The organism is Pseudomonas paracarnis (assembly GCF_904063055.1).
Lineage (GTDB): Bacteria > Pseudomonadota > Gammaproteobacteria > Pseudomonadales > Pseudomonadaceae > Aquipseudomonas > Aquipseudomonas paracarnis.
The window spans coordinates 38,045-56,586 of sequence record NZ_CAJFCN010000009.1 but is presented as its reverse complement, the minus strand read 5'-3'; the positions used below and the strand labels follow the sequence as shown (position 1 = coordinate 56,586).

Below are 18,542 nucleotides of genomic sequence, written 5' to 3'. Positions count from 1 at the left end.
CAAATAACCAAGATACAGATGGTTCAATAATTCGTAACTTATTGAAATAAAACGTAAAAATAATTTTTGAAAACCTGGCACGGGCGCTGCAATAACCAAGGCAACCTTCTAACCCGTACAAGGAATTGAAAAATGACTGATATCAACAAAGAATCGATCTCCGTACTGAACGACCTGATCGAGACCAGCATCGACGGCCAAAAGGGTTTCAAGGAATGCGCTGAAGACATCAAGCATCCAGAACTCAAGGCCCTGTTTGCCAAACGCTCCGCTGATTGCGCGACAGCCGCTGCTGAACTGAAAACTGCTGTGCGTGCCTTGGGTGGCGATCCTGAAGATTCCGGCAGCATGGCTGGCGCCCTGCACCGTGGCTGGGTCGACGTGAAGTCGATGGTCACTGGCAAGGACGAAGAGGCCGTATTGAACGAAGCCGAGCGCGGTGAAGACCACGCATTGAAGGCTTACCGTGAAGCGATCGAGAAGATCAACAAACACAACCTGGTGGGCATTCGTGACTTGGTTGAGCGTCAGTACCACGGTGTACAGCGCAATCACGACCAGGTAAAAGCCCTGCGTAACCAGGCCCGCGCTCAGTCGTAAGACCTACGCTGGGCTTAGTGTGGGAGCGGGCTTGCCCGCGAAAGCGGTGGATCAGTCACGGTTGTATTGACTGACACACCGCATTCGCGGGCAAGCCCGCTCCCACATTTGTTTTACGCAAAGGCTGGAATGTAGATCAGCCAATACTGATCGGCGGTAGCTCGGTCAAGGTCACCACTTGCTGCTTACGTGGCGCCAGAATTTCCGCCTCGCCATCGACGACCAACTCATCACGCTGGTTGAACACCCGAGTGGCAATGCGCACGCGAAACTTCGGCAGTTTCTCGAGGATTTCCAAGCGCACGGTCAATGTGTCGCCGATCTTTACCGGCTTCTGGAAGGTCATCTGCTGGCCGATGTAAATCGTGCCCGGCCCAGGCAACTCACAAGCCACCGCCGCGCTGATCAGCGCACCGCTGAACATGCCGTGGGCAATCCGCTCCTTGAACATGGTTGCCTTGGCGTATTCAGCATCCAGGTGCACCGGGTTGTGGTCGCCGGACATGGCGGCGAACAACTGGATATCACGCTCTTCGACGGTTTTGCTGAAGCTGGCGGTCTGGCCTACTTCGAGCGCTTCGTACGGGGTGTTGGTTACCTGGGTCATCTAAAGGTGCATCCTGTGGCTTATCGATAATTAATCGGCTGATTTTAAAGCAAAAACTATTCGCAGCGGGTTGGCCTGCGCAACGCCAGCGCCTGTTCCAGCCAGCTCAGAAGGTCGGCGGTGACTTCATCACGGTTGGTTTCGTTGAACACTTCATGCCGCGCCTGCGGGTAGAGGTTCAATTGCACGTTCTGGCAGCCGGCCTCACGCAGTGCGTGGGCCAGGTCCTTGAGACGCTTGCCTTCGCTCACCGGATCACATTCGCCGCCCATCACCAGGATCGGCAAGCCCGGGTCGATCTGCGCGAGATTGGACGCTTTGCTGATTTGCTGCAAGCCGCCCAGCAGGTCGATCCACAACTGGTTGGTGCAACGAAAACCGCAGAGCGGGTCATTGATGTACTTGTCGACTTCGTCCGGGTCGCGGCTCAGCCAGTCGAAGGCGGTGCGGTTGGGCTTGAACGCTTTGTTGAACGAGCCAAATGAGAGGAGCTCGATCAACGCACTACGGCCGCGCAACCCTTGGCGCAAGCGTTCGATACGTGCGATCAGCCGGGCCGCGCTATATAACACCACCGGCTGGAAATTCGAACCGCTGAGAATCGCGCCATGCAGGCTGGCGCTGTGGTGCAGCAAATAGCCCTGGGCGATGTAGCTGCCCATGCTATGGCCGAGCAAAATAATCGGCAGGTCCGGTTGCTGCTGGCCAATATGCTGGTTGAGGCTGGCCAGGTCGCCGACTACTTTGTTCCAGCCATCCTTTTCAGCGTACAGCCCCAGGATGCCCTCGTCGGCGGTACGGCCATGGCCGCGCTGGTCCAAGGCATACACGCCGTAGCCGGCGCGGCACAAGGCGTCGGCCAGGCGAGCATAACGACCACTGTGCTCGGCCATGCCATGGGAGAGCATGACCACCGCCCTCGGCGGGCTGTCTGGCAGCCATTGGTTGACAGACAGGCGGCTGTGGTCGTTCGCGGTCAGCCAGAAGGTGCTGTGGTTCATGGCGGCTTCCTTTGCTCAGGGTCGTTGCAGTGTATAGCTCATCGCCAGAATTGCGCGGCATCTACCTGCACGTTAGACGCAAGATTCACGCAATCAATGACAGGATTTATCTTATTTGCCTGTTTGGTCATAGCTGCTAACGTCCCTCAAATCTCCGCTTTTTATCAATGCTTAAAGCGGCCGGACACACTCAGGTAAGAGGGCAAGAATAATGCAACCTGATTTCTGGAATGACAAACGGGCGGCGGGCGTCCCCAATGCCATCGACCTCACGACCTACAAGTCAGTGATCGAGGTCTTCGAGCGTTCCTGCAAGACCTTCGCTGACCGTCCGGCGTTCAGCAACATGGGCATTACCCTGACCTACGCCGAGCTGGAACGCCAGAGTGCGGCGTTCGCCGGTTACCTGCAACAGCACACCGACCTCAAGCCCGGTGAGCGCATTGCGGTGCAAATGCCTAATGTGCTGCATTATCCAGTTGCCGTATTCGGCGCACTGCGCGCCGGGCTGATCGTGGTCAATACCAACCCGCTGTACACCCCTCGCGAGATGCGCCACCAGTTCAAGGACGCAGGCGTGCGGGCGCTGGTGTACCTCAACCTGTTCGGTTCGCGGGTGCAGGAGGTGTGCACCGACACCGAGATCGACTACTTGATCGAAGCCAGGATGGGCGACTTCATGCCCGCCGCCAAAGGCTGGCTGGTCAACACCGTGGTCGACAAGGTGAAGAAGATGGTCCCCGCCTATCACCTGCCGCGGGCGGTATCGTTCAAGCGCGCCCTGCGCATGGGCGCGGGCCTTGGGGTGACGCGCCATCCGGTAACCCTGGACGACATCGCCGTGCTGCAATACACCGGCGGCACCACCGGCCTGGCCAAGGGCGCGATGCTCACCCATGGCAATCTGGTAGCGAACATGCAGCAGGTGCGGGCGTGCATGTCGCAACTGGGTGAAGACGGCCACCCGCTGATCAAGGAAGGGCAGGAGGTCATGATCGCGCCGTTGCCGCTGTACCATATCTATGCATTCACGGCCAACTGCATGTGCATGATGGTGTCCGGCAACCACAACGTATTGATCACCAATCCACGCGACATCGGCGGGTTTATCAAGGAATTGAAACAGTGGCGCTTCACTGCGCTGCTGGGGCTCAACACCCTGTTTGTGGCGCTGCTGGACCACCCGGATTTCAAGAGCCTGGACTTCTCCCACCTCAAGATCACCAACTCCGGTGGCACCGCTCTGGTCAAGGCCACGGCGGAACGCTGGAAGGCGCTGACCGGTTGCGCCATCGGCGAAGGCTACGGCCTCACCGAAACCTCGCCAGTGGCCAGTACCAACCCCTACGGCGGCCTGTCGCGCCTGGGTACCGTGGGCATCCCGGTGCCGGGTACGGCGATGAAAGTCGTCGATGACCTGGGGCAAGAACTGCCTTTGGGCGAGCGCGGCGAGCTGTGCATCCAGGGCCCACAAGTGATGAAGGGCTACTGGCAGCAACCGGCCGCCACCGCCGAAACCTTGGACGCCGATGGCTGGTTGAAGACCGGTGACATTGCGGTGATCGACACCGATGGCTACATCAGTATTGTGGATCGCAAGAAGGATTTGATCATCGTCTCGGGTTTCAACGTGTACCCCAACGAAATCGAAGACGTGATCATGGCCCACCCGGCCGTGGCCAACTGCGCCGTGATCGGCGTGCCGGACGAGCGCACGGGGGAGGCGGTGAAACTGTTCGTGGTGGCTCGGGCCCAGGGGGTGAGCCTTGAGGAACTGAAAGCGTACTGCAAGGCCAACTTCACGGGGTACAAGGTGCCCAAGCATATTGTGTTGAGAGAGTCGTTGCCGATGACACCGGTGGGCAAGATCTTGCGCCGGGAGCTGCGCGACATTGCTTGAATTGAAATAGAGTACAAAAAATGTGGGAGCGGGCTTGCCTGCGATAGCAGTGTTTCAGTCACCTGTTGAACTGACTGATCCACCGCTATCGCAAGCAAGCCAGCTCCCACACTGTATTTTTCGCCCTTGAAAGCCTGTTCTAGAGCCATTTTTGGCGTTATAGAATTTTTGCTCTAAAAGTGACCATTGGATATTCTTGAGTCATGTTTATGACTGTAGGGCCCTCTTTTGGCTCTAGGCGGCCCTTGGCAAAGCTGCTACTCTCGGCGCGCTTTGTGACTTCTAGGCCTGCTTGAAAGCGCCAGACTCACCTAAAAACATACACCAATAATAATCGCATCAAATGCGATGATGAATTCGCGTCGCTGAGGAGTGGGCTTCCATGAATGAAGACTTTTGGAAGGATAAGTACCCCGCCGGGATTGCTGCACAGATCAATCCAGACGAGTATCCGAATATTCAGGCGGTACTGAAGCAGTCCTGCCAGCGCTTCGCCAACAAACCGGCTTTCAGCAACCTGGGCAAGACAATCACCTACGGTGAACTGTACGAATTGTCCGGCGCATTCGCCGCGTATCTGCAACAGCATACCGACTTGAAGCCTGGCGATCGAATCGCTGTGCAACTGCCCAACGTTCTGCAATACCCCGTCGCTGTATTCGGTGCCATCCGCGCCGGCCTGATCGTGGTCAACACCAACCCGCTATACACCGCGCGGGAGATGGAACACCAATTCAATGATTCGGGGGCCAAGGCCCTGGTTTGCCTGGCCAACATGGCGCACCTGGCTGAAAAAGTCGTGCCCAAGACCGCCGTCAAGCACGTGATCGTCACCGAAGTTGCCGACCTGCTCTCGCCGTTCAAGCGCGTGCTGATCAACAGCGTGATCAAGTACGTGAAGAAAATGGTCCCGGCCTATCATCTGCCCCAGGCCATCAAGTTCAACGACGTACTCGCCAAGGGCCATGGCCAGCCGGTCAACGATGCCAGCCCGGCCAGCGGCGATGTGGCCGTGTTGCAATACACCGGCGGTACCACCGGCGTGGCCAAGGGCGCGATGCTGACCCACCGCAACCTCGTCGCCAACATGTTGCAATGCAAGGCGCTGATGGGCTCCAACCTCAATGAAGGCTGCGAGATCCTGATCACGCCGCTGCCGCTCTACCACATCTATGCCTTCACCTTTCATTGCATGGCGATGATGCTGATCGGCAACCACAACATCCTGATCAGCAACCCGCGCGACCTGCCGGCGATGGTCAAGGAACTGTCGAAGTGGAAGTTCAGCGGCTTCGTCGGCCTCAACACCCTGTTCGTGGCACTGTGCAACAACGAAGGTTTCCGCAAGCTGGACTTCTCTGCGCTGAAGGTCACCCTATCGGGCGGCATGGCGTTGCAACTGGCTGCGGCGGAGCGTTGGAAGGCCGTGACCGGCTGCGCGATCTGCGAAGGCTACGGCATGACTGAAACCAGCCCGGTGGCCACGGTCAACCCGATCCAGAACATCCAGATCGGCACCATTGGCATTCCGGTGCCTTCCACCGCGTGTAAAGTCATCGCCGACGACGGTACCGAGCTGGCGCTGGGCGAAACCGGCGAGCTGTGTGTAAAAGGTCCGCAAGTGATGAAGGGCTACTGGCAGCGCCAGGATGCCACCGACGAGATGCTCGACAGCGAGGGCTGGCTGAAGACCGGCGACATCGCGATCATCCAGCCAGACGGCTACATGCGTATCGTCGACCGCAAGAAGGACATGATTCTGGTCTCCGGCTTCAACGTCTACCCCAACGAGCTCGAAGACGTGCTGGCGGGCCTGCCGGGCGTGCTGCAGTGTGCGGCCATCGGCGTACCGGATGAAAAATCCGGCGAGCACATCAAGTTGTTCATCGTGGTCAAGCCAGGGGCCACCCTGACCAAGGACCAGGTGATGGAACACATGCGCGCCAACGTCACCGGCTACAAGGTGCCCAAGGCCGTGGAGTTCCGTGATGCGTTGCCGACCACCAACGTGGGCAAGATCCTGCGGCGTGAATTGCGTGATGAAGAACTGAAGAAACTCGGTCTTAAAAAGTAACCCATAAAAAACCCCGCTGATGCGGGGTTTTTTATGAGCGCTGGCCAAACACTTACCTCCTGTGGGAGCGGGCTTGCCCGCTCCCACAGGGTTACCGGGTTACAGCACGAACTGCGCAAAGCTCACACCCGCACCGGCGGGGCGCACGTCCTTCAAGAACGAATCCTTGTCGGCGCTCAACTCCAGGGTAATCTCCGGCTTGCGCTTGCCCGCATTGCGCACCACCAGCCCCTCGAGTTTTTCACGCAGGAACACGGTCGGCACCTTCAGGTGCAACAACTGGTCGGTGTCGGCGTTGTGCATCAACAGATGGATCCACTCGTACTGGCCCACGGCAATACGCCCCACCGGCAGGTCGAACCACCAGATGTTGCGTTTGCGGTCCAGGTCGGTGAAGTGGCAGTTGTTGACGCCGAGTACGGCACCGCCCAGTTCCTGGTTTCTGCGGGCAATGGCCTGTGCTTTATTGAGTTTCATAACCTTCCTACGGGATCTGTTATTCAGCGTTGCAGCCTGAATGTGCCGGGCATTCTCGTGGGTTGGACATAAAACATAAAGCCAAACCTGCCGCTTTCGATGAAATGCTCGTACAAAAATAATTGAAACTCTGCCGTTGCGCTTCAGGTCAACCGCTATGTAGTGACCAAAAACCATTTGATTGTTATCAGGAGTAATACCATGAGCAGCACTTCCGATAAGGTAAAGGGCTTGGCGAACGAAGCTGTCGGTAACATCAAGCAAGGCGTCGGTAAAGTCACAGACAACGACAAACTGCGTGCTGAAGGCGTGATCCAAGAGAAAAAAGGCGAAGCGCAGCAAGCAGTGGGCAAGACCAAGGACGCAGTGAAAAAAGCCACTGAGTAACACGTCCTGGCGGGCAGCCCCCAGCAGCCCGACGGCCATCCACGGATGGCCGTTTTTGTATCCGGTGTTGCAACTAAACTTTCGAAATTGTTTCAAAGTCGCCAAATGGGCTACTTTGATGTAGAAAACGGCCCCTGAGTCGCCCATGAACTCAATCTCTTTGCGGCGAAAGGAGACGCTATGATTTTTCCGGTACTCGATGGTCTCAAGCTGCACAAGGTGCTGATGCGCACCGTCACTGAATTTCTCGATGACGAGATGCCGACTTACGCCTCGGCACTGGCCTACCAGATGCTGTTCTCGTTGTTCCCCTTTCTGCTGTTCCTGATCGCCCTGATCGGTTTCCTGCACCTGCCTGACTTCTTCACCTGGCTGCGCCTGCAGTCGGAACTGGTGTTGCCGCCCCAGGCGCTAGAGCAAGTCAACCCGGTGATCGACCAACTGCAGCAGTCCAAGGGGGGGCTGCTCTCGGTCGGTATCGTGATTGCCTTGTGGACGGCCTCCGCGGGCGTGCGCCTTATGATGAGCGCCATGAACGCCGCCTACGACGTGGTTGAGGGCCGGCCGATCTGGAAGCGTTTTCCACTGTCGATTTTCTACACCGTCGGCATCGCCGGCATGCTGCTGGCTGCTGCCGCGCTGATGGTGCTCGGCCCGCAGGTCATGGAGTGGCTGGCCGGGCAGATCGGCATGCAGGAATTCGTCGTCACCCTGTGGACTATCCTGCGCTGGCCATTGATCGTGATCCTGCTGATGTTCGCCGTGGCACTCATGTATTACGTGATGCCGGATGTCGAGCAGGAGTTTCGCTTTATCACCCCAGGTTCGGTATTGGCGGTGGTGGTGTGGATCGTCGCCTCCCTCGGCTTTGGCTACTACGTCAAAACCTTCGCCGACTACAACGCCATGTATGGCAGTATCGGTGCGATTATTGTCCTGCTCCTGTATTTCTATATCTCCGCTGCCGTGCTGTTGCTCGGCGCGGAGATGAATGCCGTGATCGAACACATGTCTGCCGAAGGCAAGGACCCCGGGCAGAAGGAAATCGGCGAACCGGCCCCGACTGAAAAACAGCACGTCTCTGGCTTAGGCCGGGACCACTCCAAGCCCATTACCGAGCCTGAACAATGATCCGTGAAATCCTGAAAATGGGCGACGAGCGCCTGCTGCGTATCGCCCCGCCGGTACCGCCGGAGATGTTCGACAGCCCCGAGTTGTGGCAACTGATCGACGATATGTTCCAGACCATGGAACACGTAGGCGGTGTTGGCCTGGCTGCACCGCAGATTGGTGTCGACCTGCAACTGGTGATCTTTGGTTTCGAGGCCAGCGAACGCTACCCGGAGGCGCCGCCGGTACCCCAGACCATTCTGATCAACCCGCTGATCACACCGCTTAGCCCGGTACTGGAAGAGGGCTATGAAGGTTGCCTGTCAGTGCCCGGCCTGCGCGGCGCCGTGAACCGTTACCAGCAGATCCGCTACGAAGGTTTCGACCCCAAGGGCGAGCCGATTGTGCGTTTTGCCGACGGCTTCCATGCGCGGGTGGTGCAGCATGAGTGCGACCATTTGATCGGCCGGTTGTACCCATCGCGGATTACCGATTTCAGCAAATTCGGGTTTATTGAAGTGATGTTCCCGGAGCTGGACCCAACGGCTGACGAATAGCCCACAGTTCAACTGTGGGATCAGTGTTTATTCAGGACTGGGGCATTGAGCCCCATCGCAATCATCGGCTTATTGCGCTTGTAACGCACCAGCCGTTCACTCAGCGATTGCGGCAAAACCGTGTCCTGGCTGAACCCCATGCCCCGATACAACCCTTCCAGGTCCGGATGGCACAGCAACCAGACCGTCCCCTCACAACCCGCCACGGCCTCTTCAACCAGTCGCGCCGCGAGCCCCTGGCCACGATAAGTCGGCGCCACAAACACCCCCGTCAGCCACTGCCCACCCACCACCGGGCTCAAGCACAAGCCGGCCACGATCTCGGCATCTCGCACTACCCACAAACGGCCGCCCTTGAGCGCCTTCATCGATGAATTGTGACTGCGGTAAAACTTGTTCAGCAGTGGCCACAGAGGCTCGGCCAGCGGTTCGATGTGCAATGGGGGCATGGGTTCAGACAAGCGTTATCAAGGGCAGGGGATTATAAGCGCCTTCTGCCGGGCAATAGGTGGTATACCCAGTGCTACATCCCCTGTTAGTGGAGCATGCATCATGGCCAAAGGTATGGATTCAAAGAAAGCCGCGAAGAAAAAACCGGCAAAGACCGCGGATGAAAAACGCGCGGACAAGAAGACCAAAAAATCCGAAGCGGGCCTGTTCGGTCACTGAGTTACACGCTTAGAACCAAACGATCTGCAAGATTTTCCCGCCTCATTGCACAGAGCAGGAAACACCTGCTCTGAGCTGCCGATGGCCAATTACCTTGATCCGACCCAACGCCGGGAAATCGAAGCCCTGGCGACGACCTTCGTGGCAAGAACCGAATGGCCGACCTGGCTACTGTTGATCGGCGTATATGCCGGCTGGTTCGCGGTGATCCTTGGCAGCCGGTGGCTGGGCCTGTGGCTGAGCATGTTGCTGCTGATTCCGCTGGTGACCCTGTGGCTATCGGTGCAGCACGAATTGCTCCACGGCCACCCGACCCGTTCGTTGTTGCTCAATAAACTCCTCGGCTATGCGCCTTTCGCGGTGTGGTATCCCTATACGCTGTACCGCGACAGCCACCTGTTGCACCACAACGACGACAACCTGACCCTACCGGGCATCGACCCGGAAAGCCGCTACCTCAATCAGCAGCAATGGGACGACAGCTCGCTGTTCGAACGTGGCGTGCATTGGCTGACCAAGACCGTGCTTGGCCGCTTCCTGCTGGCTGCGCCGTTGGCCATTGGCCGGTTGGCCCGTCACGAGTTTCAACGCCTGCCCCAGGTATGGCCGATGTGGCTGGCTCACGGCGCCGTTACTGTGCTGATGCTGAGTTTCATTGCCTCCTACAGCGCGCTTGCGGTGTGGCATTACCTGCTGCTGGTCAGCGTGCCAGCGTTGTCCCTGGCTTCGATCCGCTCCTACTATGAGCACCGCCCCCATCTGCGGCCGGAACACCGCACAGTGCTCAACGAAGCGTCCTGGCCCTGGGCCTGGCTGTTTCTCAACAACAATCTGCACCTGGTGCACCACGATCTGCCAAAGTTGCCGTGGTACCTGCTGCCCAGGGTGTACCGTGCCCGGCGCGAGCAGTGGCTGGTGCGCAGCGGTGGCTTCCTGGTGCAAGGCTACGGCCAGTTGATCAGCCGTCACGGCCTCAAGGCCATCGACAGTCCCCGGCACCCGTTTGCCTGAGAGGCGACCATGAGTGAGTACTACGCCGACCTGCGCATGTACGTTGCGCCCGAACCCATCCAGCAGGCCAATCAACACTGGCTGGCGCGCATCCTTGAGCGCTTGAAGCTGCATCGTCTTAACGCCGACCACCTCGACTTGCGCGGCCTGTGGCTGGCGCCACAATTGCTCGTCAGCCAAACCTGCGGCTACCCGCTGATGACCCAACTGCGCGGCCAGGTGCGCATCATTGGGCGCCCCCGTTACGAGTTGGCCCACAGCAGCCACGGCGAACATTGCAGCCTGCTGTTGACCCGCGCGGACAACCCGCGTACCCGCCTGACGCAGTTCTACCAGAGCCGCGGCGTGATCAACGGCCACGACTCCAACAGCGGCATGAACCTGCTGCGTCACTGTCTGGCGCCGTTGCAGCGCGACGGGCGGTTCTTCGCCAGCGTCGGCATCAGCGGCGCCCACCGCGAGAGCTTGCGCTGGCTGCGTGAAGGCCGCGCCGACCTCGCCGCCATCGATAGCGTCACCTACGACTACCTCGCCCGATTCGCCCCCGAAGAGGTCGCGGGCCTGCGCGTCATCACCCGCAGCGCGCCGAGCCCGACTTTGCCTTACATAGGCGCGCTGGGCTTGAGCGATGGGCAGGTGGCGCAGATTCGTGAGGCGATGAACCTGGCGTTGCAGGACCTGCCGCAGGTGGCGCAAACCCTCGGTGTGCGAGCTGTGCTTCCTGCCAGCGAAGATGACTATCAGGTGGTGTTGGATTACCAGCGCAAAGCCGCCAGCATCGGCTATTCGGTACTTCAATAAGGTTATATAAAAATGCGTTTTAAGTATTATTAAAGCATAAGGGGCCTTGCTAGGATTGCTTCACCGGAACACCGGACATACCGCGCAACCTACTCAGAAGGAGCCCCTATGTCCGGCGCCGATCGTGCTCACAGCGACTATGTGGGCTCCCTGTTTCGCATTCATTACCCTTGGCTGTGCAGCCGTTTGCACCGCCACCTCAACTCCCGTGCCCACGCCGAAGACATCGCCGTCGACGCGTTTGTCCAGCTCTTGAGTGCACCTCAGGTAGCGCCGATACGACAGCCCCGCGCATTGCTTACCACTATTGCCCAGCGCCTGGTGTACCAGGTGTGGCGTCGACGTGACCTGGAGCGTGCCTACCTCGCTACGCTGGATAACGATGCGGCCTGCGCGGAGGGCAGGGCCCGAGTGCTCGAAGCGCTGCAGGCCGTCGAGCAGACGCTCGACCGCTTGCCGGCCAAGGTCAAGGCGACGTTCCTGCTGTCCCGCGTCAACGGCCTGACGTACCCCCAGATCGCCGCCGAACTGGGGATTTCCCAGCGCTCGGTCAGTGACTACATGGCCCGCGCTGTTACCGGACTTGAATCCCACCCCGATCAAATGTGGGAGCTGGCTTGCCTGCGATAGCGGTGAGCCAGCCAACACCTCTGGCCATGACAGGCCGCCATCGCAGGCAAGCCAGCTCCCACACTTCCTGTGCTCACTTTGAATCTGATCGAACCACCAAGAGGCAACTTATGAAAGCAATCAGACACCTGCTGGGCAGTTCGCTGCTGGCATTGGCAGTAATGGCGCAACCCACCTCGGCGGCCGAACCTTCCACGCTGCGCATCGGCTACCAGAAAAGCTCGGTCAGCATGGTGCTCGCCCGTGAGCACAAGCTCTTCGAAGCCGCACTGCCGGGCACTCAGGTGCAGTGGACCGAATTCCTCGGTGGCCCGCCGCTGATCGAAGCGCTCAACGCAGGCAGCCTGGACATCGGCAATATTGGTGATATACCGCCGATCTTCGCCCAGGCGGCCGGGATCGACTTGCAGTATTTTGCCGTCGAGCCCAACGAGGGCAAGGCCGAAGCAGTGCTGGTGCCCAAGGCCAGCACCGTGCAGAACGTGGCCGAACTCAAGGGCAAGCGCGTGGCATTGCTCAAGGGCTCCAGTGCACACAACCTGTTCCTCAAAAGCCTGCTGCACGCCGGGTTGCAGTGGAAGGATGTGAATGTGGTGTACCTGTCGCCTTCCGACGGCCGCGCCGCGTTCGAACAAGGCAAGGTGGACGCATGGGTAGTGTGGGACCCGTACTACTCGGCCGCCGTGATCGACGGCTCGGCACGCGTGCTGCGGGACGGGCAAGGGTTGAACCCTGCGGGCAGTTTCTTCGTGGTCAACCACCCGTTTGCCAAGCAGCACCCAGAGGCCATCGCCACGATTATCCACACGCTTGGCAAGGCGCAGCGCCTGTCGCTTGATGAGCCTGCCGCGAGCATCACGCTGATGGCCGGCACCCTGGGCCTGCAACCGGCGGTGGTCAAAAGCTACTTCGAACATCGCTCGCCTGAGCCGATCCGCCCCTTGGCGGCCATCGACATTGCCAACCAGCAACGCACCGCCGACCTGTTTTTTGCCAACGGCCTGATCCCGAAAAAAGTCGACGTGCAGCAGGCTGTCTTCAAGCCCCTTGATCATCCCTGAGTAGTGATGCTGGCGGATTAGTGGCCTTGCAGAGTGCCAAGGCCTGTCTATGCTCACCCAGAACCGTTAACGACGCTTGGCCGATAAAGCGTTTCCAATGGTTATTTCCCCATGCAGGTGTACCAGAAATATCCAACGTATGAATGGAATGCGCCCTCCAGGCGCCGGGAATCCAGGGTGATCTGACCATGTTCAACCGCCAGCACAAATCCGACCTGCAAGAGATCCAGCGTTTTTCCTGTGCCCTTACCGAAGCCAACGCCAAGCTTGCCGCCATCAGCCGCTCCATGGCGATGATCGAGTTCGACCGCACGGGAGTGATCCTGAATGCCAACGAGCGTTTTTGCCAAACCATGGGCTACAGCATCGAGCAGATCCGTGGCAAACATCACCGCCTGTTTTGCGAGGAGGCGTATACCCACACCGATGCCTACCACCAGTTGTGGCGCGATCTGGCGCGAGGCGAGGCGCTCAGTGGCACCTTTATGCGCTTGAACAAGCATGGCGAGGAGGTGTGGCTCGAAGCCAGTTACATGCCGGTGCTGGACAGCGACAACCAGGTACGCAGTGTGATCAAAGTAGCGTCGGATATTTCTGCACGGGTGCACCATGAACACGAAAACCAGAGCCTCATCGACGCCATTGGCCGTTCCATGGCGGTAATCGAGTTCACGCCCCAGGGCCAAATCCTGAATGCCAACGACAATTTCCTGCGTACCGTGCAGTACACGCGGGAGGAAATCATCGGCCAGCACCACAGCATGTTCTGTCATCGCAGTGAAGTGGAGTCGCCGGCCTACAAGGCATTCTGGGCCTCACTCAATCGCGGCGAATATCACTCCCATCGCTTCGAGCGTAAAAACAAATACGGTAAGACCTTGTTTCTGGAGGCGTCCTACAACCCGATCTTCGACACGAATGGGCGCCTGTACAAAGTGGTGAAGTTCGCCAGCGACATTACCAGCCAGGTCACTACCCTGCGTACTGCCGCCGATTCGGCCCACGCCACCTCGGTGCAAAATGACGCCTGCGCACGCAAGGGCTCGCAGGTGGTGCAGCAAACGGTAGAGATCATCGAGGCGATCTCCAGTGACCTCAACCAGGCTGCCGAGAGTATCGATGCGGTGAACAAGCAATCGGACATCATCGGCGCCATTGTGCAGACCATCCGCAGCATCGCCGAGCAAACCAATATGCTGGCACTCAATGCGGCGATTGAGGCGGCGCGGGCCGGTGAGCATGGACGTGGGTTCGCGGTGGTGGCCGATGAAGTGCGCAGTCTCGCGGCACGCACCAGCCAGGCCACGGTGGAGATCGTGGATGTGGTGCGCAAGAATCACGACCTGTCGCTGTGCGCGGTGTCGAGCATGCAGTCGAGCCTGAGCCGCACGGGGCTCGGGGTGGAACTGGCGAATGAAGCGGGGCAGGTGATCCTGGAGATCCAGGAAGGCTCGCGGCATGTGGTGGATGCGATCAGTCAGTTCAATTCCACGCTGCAACTGCAGTAATTGAAACCTGCGCTGATACCCTGCGAAAGAATATTCAAATGTGGGAGGGGGCTTGCCCCCTCCCACATTTGGATTCCCTGCGCGACTAGATCGCAGCCAGGGTTTCTTTCACGGCCTGCGCCTGTGGGTCAGCCGTCTTCGCCGCTACCTGCTGCTGTTGCTGCTGCTGGAGGCGTTCGGATACTTCCTTGGCAAAGGCCTCGTCAATGTAGCGGCGGGTAGGCGGGCGCTTCAGGCGGCAAGCGATGACCGTATAGAGACCAATCGTTGCCGCTGGCTAGCTGTTTTTTACGGTGCGAATATCAAACGAGCCTTTGAACGAACGGTCCGTGCCTTCGACCTCAGCAGTGATTTCGAAAGTGCCGGCTGCAGAGCCTGTATTCCCGTCATAGGTGCGCAAGTCAAGCGTGCCGCTTTTTGCACGGTAGGAGGTGCGATGGCCGAAGACTGTTTGTCGGAAATAGCTGACGTTAACGTCTTTTGGCCAAGGTTGAGGCACGGTGATCGGACCTGGGGGCTGATCCTTGGGAAAGTCGATTTGAATGCCGATAAAGTCGCCACCCTGGCTGGGCTGGCGTCCATCCAGAGTGATCCAGCGTCCGGGACTGGATTCGCGATATACGACGTTGCTGGTATCTATTTCACCTTCGAAGCCTGTGGATTTAAGCCATCCTGCCGAGGCGTGTTCGCTCTGTTCCATGTTCAATCCGGGTTACCTTCCAATGGCGGCCCACCACGGGAACGCCTGATTATCAGTAGAACCGCCTGAGGCGTTGCGATCTACTGTCAAAGTTGACAGTAGAGTCACTCCGCTGACGGACGGTATCGAGCGCCGACGGTGGTCAATGGGCGATATTTTCCAATGCCAGATTACGCGTACGCGGCCCGAACCAACTGATGGTAATCATCACGATCAACATGCTGCTGGCGATAAACGCCAACACCCCCGGCGTGCCAAGGTGCTCTAGGATAAAGCCGATCAACAGGCTACTGAACACCGTGGACAAACGGCTGAACGAATAACAGAACCCGACCGCTCGCGCACGGATATTGGTGGGGAACAATTCGCTCTGATAGGAGTGATAACTGAAGCTCAGCCAGGCATTGCAGAAGGTGATCATCACCCCGCAGAAAATCAGCCCTAACGCTGTGGTTTGCAGGGCAAACAGGCTGCCGAAGATCACTGCACCCATGGCCGAGCCGACAATTTGCCATTTGTTCTCAAAGCGGTTGGCCACCTTGACGAACAGCAGCGGGCCCAGCGGGTAGGCGAGGGTGATGATAAAGGCGTAGAGCAGGCTGTGGGTCACGCTGACACCCTGGCCCGAGAGCAAGGCCGGCAGCCAGTTGCCAAAGCCGAAGAAGCCGATGGCCTGGAATACATGGAACACGATCAGCATCAAGGCGCGTCGCCGGTAGGGCGGCTGCCAGATATCGGCGAAACGGCCATTGCCCTGCACGCTGATGGCTTCGGGGTCCGGTTCGTCCAGCGGCTTGCCATGATCCTTTTGGCAGCGTGCCTCCAGGTTGTTCAGGATCGTGTCGGCCTCTTCGAAGCGTCCCTTTTGTGCAAGCCAGCGCGGTGACTCCGGCAGGCGCTTGCGCAGTTGCCAGATAAACAGCGCAAACACTGCACTTGAGAGCACCACCCAGCGCCAGCCCGCGATACCGAACGGCGCCTGTGGCACCAGCCACCACGACATCAAGGCCACAGCCGGTACCGACAGAAACTGGATAAAAAATGCAAAGGCAAACGCCGAACTGCGCATGCGCTTAGGTACCAGTTCCGAGAGATAGGCATCGATGGTCACCAGTTCGATGCCAAGGCCAATGCCCACCAGAAAGCGCATGCAGATAATGCCCACGGCCGAGGTCTGAATGCCCATCAGCACCGTTGCCACCGTGTACCAGACCAGCGCAAAGGTGAAGATCGCGCGTCGCCCGAAGCGGTCGGCGATGGGGCTGAGCAGGCTGGCGCCGAGGAACAGGCCCAGGAATGTGGCCGAGGCGAAAGCGGCCTGGTCCGAGAAGCCGAAAACACCTTCGCTGCCGGTATGAAAAATTCCGTCGCTGATCAGGCCAGGGCTGATATAGGCGGTTTGGAACAAGTCATACAGCTCGAAAAAGCCGCCGATGGAGAGCAACGCCACCAGGCGCCAAATAGTGGCGACGGCGGGCAGGCGGTCGATGCGGGCGCTGATGTGGGCGGCGCGCAGAGAGGCGAGGGTGTCTGTGGTGGAGGCGGGGAGTGTGGGCATGAGCAAATTCCATAGGCAGTCACCTGGAATCTTAGCTTCCTAACGGAAATGGGTGCTTGTTAAGTTGCCGGAAATGGGCCGTACATTCGCCGATTAATTGCGCGTGGTGCCGCTGTTTCGGACGTTTATGGTTCGAGGGCCTGAAAGCTGTCCTGCCGAAGGTTGCTATCGGCAGGCAGCTTCTGGCGGGAGTGGGGCCCTCCCGCTGCGTGGATGTTCTAGACGTGCTTGAAGTCCTCAACCTTATAAGCGCCTTGGGTGAAGCTCATCTTCTTTTGAGGGTCTTGCGCGTTTTGCGCTTCAAATTCGAGGGACGCTAACAGAGTATTGCCTTGCAGTTGCAATACGGCGAATTTGCCACTGGTTGCCATATAATTGCCTGGCTGACCTTGTCGCGTGTCGTCAAACTCAAGTCGTACTTTTTTATCACTTTCAGTTGCACCGATGTCGTAGGTCTCACCTTCCTTGATATTTTGGTCGATGCTCATTTTTATCAAGCCAGATCCGGACATGATTCCAACGGTCGAATTGAAATTTGACTCTCCGTTCAAATGGGCGACGTAAGACGTTTCAAATGGGAAGTTCCACCCATCGATTACGCCGGAAATTTTGTCGTTCTCACCGATCTTCTTGCTCATGGCCGCTTCTCCATATTCAGGGATGAGCGAGGCATTGCCTTGCTCTGGCTTATGAATAGGTGAAGATGAAAAACAGGTCTACTGTCAAATATGACAGGTGGTGGTGGTTTTCAGACCGATGGTGATGACCATCGGCCTGAGGCCCAATAGCTCGCTCAGTCATGGCCGTCGAGGGCGAAGGTCTTGAAGCCGGCATGCTGGCTGAGGCGTTGGTAATACGCCGCGATGGCGGGGTAGGGTGGCCGCTCCATGGGTGTCATCTGCCACCGATGCACCGAAAGACCTATCAAGATGTCAGCGAGGGTGAACTCTTCGCCCGCGACGTAGGCGCCGGTCTGGGTCAACTGTTGTTCCAGCAAGGCCATCTTGTCATTCCAGGCCTGCACGCCCGCCTGGATGCGTTGCGGGTCCTGATAGTCCGGGTTCTTACGCACCAGTGCGTTGAACACATAGCCCCATGAAGGATTGAGTTCGGTGGCCTGCCAGTCCATCCACTGTTCAACCCGTGCACGCAAGGCAGGCTCAACGGGTAGCAAGTCATGGCGCTGATAAAGGCCGACAAGGTAGCGACAGATGGTATTGGACTCCCACAGCACGCCATGGTCGTCGATCAGCACCGGCACCTGCGCGTTGGGGTTCAAGGCGAGGAACTCGGGGGACTGGGTGGGCTTGAAGCCGATGCCCCAGTCCTCACGCACGTAGTCGATGCCCAGTTCTTGGCAGGTCCAGAGTACTTTGCGCACGTTAATGGAGGAGGTGCGACCCAAAATTTTCAGTGAATGGCCCATGGTGCTTCCCTGGCATTTGGAGAATGACCAATCTAGCAGGCGCCGGGCACAGCGGCGAGGGTGTGAAGCGGGCCCGGTCGAAAATGTGGGAGCTGGCTTGCCTGCGATAGCGCTGTGTCAGTCAATGAAGGTACTGCCTGATACGCCGCTATCGCAGGCAAGCCAGCTCCCACAGGGATCGTGGATTGCCTCAGCAGCGTGGTGTGTGCTGGTCCATGGCCTTGCCCACCAGCAATACGCTCAGCTCGCTCAATTGATGAATGGCCAGGGCCACATCACGGTGTTTGCCGGTGAGGTCATCGGACAGGTCGAGAAGTAAGGTGCTGACGGAGCAGACGGTTTCGTAGCTGTTGGCCAGCAGGGTTTCAGTGGAAACATCGGGGATGAGCGTGAAGAGGGTGGTTAGCGGCGGATCGATTTTTTTGATCATCAGAGCATCCTGGAATGGGCTGCCGCCGTATCGCT

Annotated in this window: 20 protein-coding genes and 1 pseudogene; 12 read left to right on the top strand and 9 right to left on the bottom strand. The window is 58.4% G+C overall.

Annotation, left to right across the window (positions count from 1 at the left end; genetic code table 11):
- Nucleotides 1–132 precede the first annotated feature (132 nt).
- Entirely contained in the window at nt 133–600 is a 468-nt protein-coding gene (locus JMV15_RS19385) for a ferritin-like domain-containing protein (protein ID WP_014719659.1), read from the top strand.
- A gap of 136 nt (nt 601–736) precedes the next feature.
- On the opposite strand, the gene JMV15_RS19380 is transcribed toward JMV15_RS19385, so the two are convergent.
- Entirely contained in the window at nt 737–1,207 is a 471-nt protein-coding gene (locus JMV15_RS19380; protein WP_003193747.1) for a MaoC family dehydratase, read from the bottom strand.
- A gap of 56 nt (nt 1,208–1,263) precedes the next feature.
- Entirely contained in the window at nt 1,264–2,208 is a 945-nt protein-coding gene (locus JMV15_RS19375) for an alpha/beta hydrolase (protein WP_038451295.1), read from the bottom strand.
- Nucleotides 2,209–2,419: 211 nt separating this feature from the next.
- On the opposite strand from JMV15_RS19375, the gene fadD2 reads away from it, so the two are divergent.
- Both fadD2 and fadD1 read left to right on the top strand, forming a co-directional pair.
- The gene (gene fadD2 / locus JMV15_RS19370; RefSeq protein WP_038451293.1) at nt 2,420–4,108 is read left to right on the top strand and encodes a long-chain-fatty-acid--CoA ligase FadD2; all 1,689 of its coding nucleotides are present in this window, start codon (nt 2,420–2,422) and stop codon (nt 4,106–4,108) included.
- A gap of 382 nt (nt 4,109–4,490) precedes the next feature.
- A complete protein-coding gene (fadD1, locus tag JMV15_RS19365) occupies nt 4,491–6,182 on the top strand; it encodes a long-chain-fatty-acid--CoA ligase FadD1 (RefSeq protein ID WP_014719656.1) in 1,692 nt (563 codons plus the stop codon).
- A gap of 99 nt (nt 6,183–6,281) precedes the next feature.
- On the opposite strand, the gene JMV15_RS19360 is transcribed toward fadD1, so the two are convergent.
- A complete protein-coding gene (locus JMV15_RS19360; protein ID WP_034134348.1) occupies nt 6,282–6,659 on the bottom strand; it encodes a hypothetical protein in 378 nt (125 codons plus the stop codon).
- 201 nt (nt 6,660–6,860) lie between these two features.
- Between JMV15_RS19360 and JMV15_RS19355 the strand changes: the two genes are divergently transcribed.
- The 3 genes from JMV15_RS19355 (at nt 6,861) to def (ending at nt 8,713) form a co-directional block, all read left to right on the top strand.
- A complete protein-coding gene (locus JMV15_RS19355) occupies nt 6,861–7,046 on the top strand; it encodes a CsbD family protein (RefSeq protein WP_003193737.1) in 186 nt (61 codons plus the stop codon).
- A 180-nt stretch (nt 7,047–7,226) separates the two neighbouring features.
- Nucleotides 7,227–8,177: a YihY/virulence factor BrkB family protein gene (locus tag JMV15_RS19350; protein ID WP_014719655.1), complete on the top strand. Its 951-nt coding sequence runs from the start codon at nt 7,227–7,229 to the stop codon at nt 8,175–8,177.
- The gene (def, locus tag JMV15_RS19345; RefSeq protein WP_014719654.1) at nt 8,174–8,713 is read left to right on the top strand and encodes a peptide deformylase; all 540 of its coding nucleotides are present in this window, start codon (nt 8,174–8,176) and stop codon (nt 8,711–8,713) included. Before JMV15_RS19350 ends, def begins: the two co-directional genes overlap by 4 nt.
- A gap of 20 nt (nt 8,714–8,733) precedes the next feature.
- Here the strand turns inward: def and JMV15_RS19340 are convergent, their stop codons facing one another.
- Complete coding sequence (locus tag JMV15_RS19340; protein ID WP_014719653.1) at nt 8,734–9,162, bottom strand: GNAT family N-acetyltransferase; 429 nt, start codon at nt 9,160–9,162, stop codon at nt 8,734–8,736.
- A gap of 301 nt (nt 9,163–9,463) precedes the next feature.
- On the opposite strand from JMV15_RS19340, the gene JMV15_RS19335 reads away from it, so the two are divergent.
- The 6 genes and pseudogenes from JMV15_RS19335 to JMV15_RS28755 all read left to right on the top strand — a co-directional run bounded on the left by JMV15_RS19335 (nt 9,464) and on the right by JMV15_RS28755 (nt 14,393).
- Nucleotides 9,464–10,393, top strand: a complete 930-nt coding sequence (locus tag JMV15_RS19335) for a fatty acid desaturase (protein ID WP_014719652.1) — start codon at nt 9,464–9,466, stop codon at nt 10,391–10,393.
- A 9-nt stretch (nt 10,394–10,402) separates the two neighbouring features.
- On the top strand, nt 10,403–11,194 hold the full coding sequence (locus JMV15_RS19330; RefSeq protein ID WP_014719651.1) for a phosphate/phosphite/phosphonate ABC transporter substrate-binding protein: 792 nt from the start codon (nt 10,403–10,405) through the stop codon (nt 11,192–11,194).
- A 108-nt stretch (nt 11,195–11,302) separates the two neighbouring features.
- Nucleotides 11,303–11,824 carry a sigma-70 family RNA polymerase sigma factor gene (locus JMV15_RS19325; RefSeq protein ID WP_014719650.1) on the top strand — a complete coding sequence of 174 codons (522 nt, stop codon included), beginning with the start codon at nt 11,303–11,305 and terminating at the stop codon, nt 11,822–11,824.
- 110 nt (nt 11,825–11,934) lie between these two features.
- On the top strand, nt 11,935–12,885 hold the full coding sequence (locus JMV15_RS19320; RefSeq protein ID WP_014719649.1) for an aliphatic sulfonate ABC transporter substrate-binding protein: 951 nt from the start codon (nt 11,935–11,937) through the stop codon (nt 12,883–12,885).
- Between the two features lie 143 nt (nt 12,886–13,028).
- Nucleotides 13,029–13,850 (top strand): annotated as a pseudogene (locus JMV15_RS28760) (PAS domain-containing protein); the annotation flags it as partial.
- Nucleotides 13,824–14,393 (top strand): methyl-accepting chemotaxis protein, encoded by a 570-nt coding sequence (locus tag JMV15_RS28755; protein ID WP_371103969.1) that lies wholly within the window; start codon nt 13,824–13,826, stop codon nt 14,391–14,393. The pseudogene JMV15_RS28760 and the gene JMV15_RS28755, both read left to right, overlap by 27 nt.
- Nucleotides 14,394–14,670: 277 nt before the next feature.
- Here JMV15_RS28755 and JMV15_RS19310 read toward each other — a convergent pair whose 3' ends face one another.
- The 5 genes from JMV15_RS19310 to JMV15_RS19290 form a co-directional block, all read right to left on the bottom strand.
- Complete coding sequence (locus JMV15_RS19310) at nt 14,671–15,093, bottom strand: hypothetical protein (RefSeq protein WP_019819324.1); 423 nt, start codon at nt 15,091–15,093, stop codon at nt 14,671–14,673.
- 142 nt (nt 15,094–15,235) lie between these two features.
- Nucleotides 15,236–16,651: an MFS transporter gene (locus JMV15_RS19305; protein WP_014719646.1), complete on the bottom strand. Its 1,416-nt coding sequence runs from the start codon at nt 16,649–16,651 to the stop codon at nt 15,236–15,238.
- Between the two features lie 218 nt (nt 16,652–16,869).
- Nucleotides 16,870–17,289 carry a hypothetical protein gene (locus JMV15_RS19300; protein ID WP_014719645.1) on the bottom strand — a complete coding sequence of 140 codons (420 nt, stop codon included), beginning with the start codon at nt 17,287–17,289 and terminating at the stop codon, nt 16,870–16,872.
- Between the two features lie 155 nt (nt 17,290–17,444).
- Nucleotides 17,445–18,077 (bottom strand): glutathione S-transferase family protein, encoded by a 633-nt coding sequence (locus JMV15_RS19295; RefSeq protein ID WP_014719644.1) that lies wholly within the window; start codon nt 18,075–18,077, stop codon nt 17,445–17,447.
- A 190-nt stretch (nt 18,078–18,267) separates the two neighbouring features.
- Nucleotides 18,268–18,507: a DUF6124 family protein gene (locus JMV15_RS19290; RefSeq protein ID WP_014719643.1), complete on the bottom strand. Its 240-nt coding sequence runs from the start codon at nt 18,505–18,507 to the stop codon at nt 18,268–18,270.
- Nucleotides 18,508–18,542 lie beyond the last annotated feature (35 nt).